3 protein-coding genes and 1 pseudogene are annotated in these 3319 nt (G+C 53.3%); 2 read left to right on the top strand and 2 right to left on the bottom strand.

Going from position 1 to position 3319, the window contains the following annotated elements; translation table 11 throughout:
* Nucleotides 1–71: 71 nt before the first annotated feature.
* Together AC2FJB_RS22745 and AC2FJB_RS22750 are read right to left on the bottom strand one after the other, a co-directional pair.
* A pseudogene (locus tag AC2FJB_RS22745) lies at nucleotides 72–479 on the bottom strand (IS6 family transposase); the annotation flags it as partial.
* A gap of 66 nt (nucleotides 480–545) precedes the next feature.
* Complete coding sequence (locus AC2FJB_RS22750) at nucleotides 546–1493, bottom strand: LysR family transcriptional regulator (RefSeq protein WP_496721216.1); 948 nt, start codon at nucleotides 1491–1493, stop codon at nucleotides 546–548.
* A 99-nt stretch (nucleotides 1494–1592) separates the two neighbouring features.
* On the opposite strand from AC2FJB_RS22750, the gene AC2FJB_RS22755 reads away from it, so the two are divergent.
* Both AC2FJB_RS22755 and AC2FJB_RS22760 read left to right on the top strand, forming a co-directional pair.
* A complete protein-coding gene (locus tag AC2FJB_RS22755) occupies nucleotides 1593–2756 on the top strand; it encodes an aromatic ring-hydroxylating oxygenase subunit alpha (RefSeq protein ID WP_496819147.1) in 1164 nt (387 codons plus the stop codon).
* 72 nt (nucleotides 2757–2828) lie between these two features.
* Nucleotides 2829–3287 carry a hypothetical protein gene (locus AC2FJB_RS22760; protein ID WP_496721218.1) on the top strand — a complete coding sequence of 153 codons (459 nt, stop codon included), beginning with the start codon at nucleotides 2829–2831 and terminating at the stop codon, nucleotides 3285–3287.
* The last annotated feature ends 32 nt before the right edge of the window (nucleotides 3288–3319 follow it).

Raw genomic sequence — 3319 nt, forward strand, 5'->3', positions numbered from 1 at the left:
TCGAAAACAATTCGACGCGTACAAACCTTAGATCAGGCATACTCGTCAACTAGACCCCAGAGTTTGCGACACATCCCCCTCGGCTCGCCAAACTGTGAAATCAATCTTTGGAAAAAGCGCTTTGCTGCTTTGGCATTGCGGCGTGTTTGCACGAGAATATCGAGGACATCTCCACCCGCGTCGATCGCGCGCTACAGCCAATGCTTCTTGCCGCGGATCGTGATCACGACTTCATCCATGTGCCACTTATCGTTCGGCCGAGGTCGATCCCGGCGGATGCAATTTGCAAAGTGTTGACCAAAGCGATTGACCCACAACCGGATCGCTTCTCGGCTGACAATCACGCCCCGCGCGGCCAACAGGTCTTCAACATCAGCCGTGCTCAGCGCTAACCGGTGGTACGCCCAGACAGCGTACGCAATTATCTCGCGAGGATAACGGAAACCCTTCAGGCGTGGCATATCAATCGGAATGTTCATAGGGCTGACATACCTTTGTCAAACCCAGTCAAAAACTTGGCAATACCTCTCGCTGAAAGGCGCTCCTTACACGCTTGGCGCCTGCAGCACCTTCAGAACATCAGAAACGAATGCTTCACCAGGGTGCCAATCGTGGTGAACAAGGTAGTAGCCAGCTTTTTGCCGTTTCACGCTGGGCCCAACCCGAACGATGTCGTTGATGGCTTCGTACTGTTCCGTCAACCCCGCCATCCCGAGGGCCACTCCTTCTCCGAGACGAACAGCGTCAAGCACGTAGAGATAGTTGTCGAACTCTATACGCTCGCATGCCTCGAAATCTGTGTTCTCTGACCGGTTCTGCCATTCAAGCCAAGTCATCCAGTCCAGGTCACGGGTGACATTCGGTTGATCCAGCAATCTAACGTTCCGCCAGTCCAGTGTCTTTCCGATGCGGTGGCGTTCGACCAGTTTTCGGGAGGCGATTGGGTAGACCTCTTCGTTAAACAAAAGATGAGATTTCATATCTGGCCAGGTTCCAGTCCCAAATCTGATTGAAATATCGGATGGCTCGATGACGAAATCATCGTATTGTTCTGAAATCAAAAGATTTAGATGCGTTTCAGGAAGAACGCGCCGCAAAGCTGGAAGCCGCGAAGAGAGCCAAAGGTTGGCAAATGCGAACGTCGATCCGATCAGAAGTTTTTCTGTCTGCCTGCCGCGGAAGGCCTCGGACAGCGCCGCAATCTTTTGCAGGCTTTGCTGAACGACATGATGCAGCTGCACACCTTCTGCGGTCAGGCTCAATTGATTGTTGTTGCGTCTGAAAAGGCGCACTTGGAGGCTGTTCTCAAGGTTTCGGATTTGTCGTGTAACCGCCGGCTGCACGATGCTGAGTTCTTGTCCTGCGCTCGAGAAGTTCAGATGGCGCCCGGCCGCCTCGAATACCACGAGGGCATTCGCTGGGGGGAGCTTTTCCTTCAGGCTTACCATCACAATCCAGCGTCTCTCTTCACTACTAATTTTGTTATAGCTCATAATTTTTTTTGGCCTGTCAAGCAAGCCAAATTCATAGGAGAAACGCGACTCGAAGCACTGCCGAAGCTGACCGTCGAAAACATTTGAAGGGAACGCTAAATGGGAACAATTCAGACAAACCTGCACGAAATAAGGCATGATCCGAATGGGCGTGCCGACACCCTCGCTGCAAAATACTATACCGACCAAAAAGTTATGGAAGTAGAATTGCGTGATCTACTTTACAATAATTGGCAGTTTGTCTGTCACGTTTCAGAGGTGGCAGAACCCGGTGATTTCTATGCTTTTTCCTTGCAAGGACAAGAGTATTTTTTGGTGTGCACAGCTGCAGGTGAGTTGAAGGGATTTCACAACGTCTGCCCCCACAGAGGACATCGTCTGGTCGATGGTTCCGGCAACAATTCCCGAGTTACCTGTCCCTATCATGCCTGGACATTTGGGCTGGACGGGAACTTGCGAGGGGCCAGAGGGGTAGACCGCAAGTCAGACTCTGAAAAGTACAAGCTTCTCCCGATCAGAGTCGACAACCTTCTAGGGTTCATTTTTGTGTGTCCGAATTTGGATGTCGTGCCATTGGCCGAGTTTGCGCCGGGACTGGCTGCACAAATGCTCCGCGCGTGCCCGGATCTGCCTAACTATGTCGTGAACCACGCGGGCGCTGAATTTGGCCACAGCTACATTTGCAACTCCAACTGGAAAGTGATGCTGGACAACTATCTGGAATGCTATCATTGCCAGATGGCGCATCCGGAATTCGATGACATGATGTGCATCGGTGATAGCAAGTTTTCGCTATTCCCCAATTACACATACCAGAATGCGCCAACGAAAATGCGGGCAAACAACAAGGCCTTCCCTCTCAACCTGGACCACGACGTGTTGGTGGGTGAGTTCTGGTGGATGTTCCCGAACATCACATTCGGCACGTTTCCCGGAACCCAGAACTTCTATGTCTCACGCTTTGACCCATTGGAGCCGGGCGTCACTTCGCGCCACACGGTGACGCTGCAACCAAAAGATCCGACAGACCCCGGTGCCGAGGAACGGGATCGGCTACGGTCGATCTGGACGACCAATGTCGTGACGCGGGAAGACAAAGAGCTTTGCGAAAGTGTTCAACGCGGCATGGCCCAGCGGGCGTTTAAAAACGGGTGGTATGTGAACGCCCCTGACGATCACGGTGTATCCGAACATGCCATGCGCCACTTCCATGATCTGTATCGCAACTGGGCTGAAACGGCTCTTGGGCAGATCGGCCAATAACAAACAACCGCGAACGGAAAAGCAGGGCACCCGGCGTTGCGGCCGGATGCTCTGGACTTGAAAGGGGCCAAAATGAAGAACATGTACACCTACGGCAGTCAGCCCACACAGCGGTTGCTGACGATCAAGGACCTTCAGGACAATAAGGGCATTCAGAAATACACCATGGTGACCGCGGTCAACCGCGCCGAGGCGGAAGCCCGCGCCGCTGCGGGTATTCATACCATTTCATGCGATTATGACGACTATGACGAGGTGCGCGCCGGGGCACCCAACACCTTGATCATCACCGCGCTGCCCCCGACCCAGTTTACCACCAATGACGACATTCTGCGCGCCGGATTTTCGGCCATGGAGCGGGGCAGCGACGGGCTTTATACATGTCGCGGTCGGCGCACGATCGAGATGCTCGCCCATGAAGGCTTTGCCGTGATGAGCCACATCGGCGTGCTCCCGCGCCATTCGACACGCTATGGCGGAATGAAAGGGATGTGTCGCAAACTCTGGGGTCTAGTTGACGAGTATGCCTGATCTAAGGTTTGTACGCGTCGAATTGTTTTCGA

Source organism: Ruegeria sp. CDSC085, from assembly GCF_059610465.1.

Excerpts from the sequence above, each read along its gene's own strand:
- AC2FJB_RS22750 (WP_496721216.1), bottom strand. The coding sequence starts at position 1,493 with ATGAGCTATAACAAAATTAGTAGTGAAGAGAGACGCTGGATTGTGATG.
- AC2FJB_RS22755 (WP_496819147.1), top strand. The coding sequence starts at position 1,593 with ATGGGAACAATTCAGACAAACCTGCACGAAATAAGGCATGATCCGAAT.
- AC2FJB_RS22760 (WP_496721218.1), top strand. The coding sequence starts at position 2,829 with ATGAAGAACATGTACACCTACGGCAGTCAGCCCACACAGCGGTTGCTG.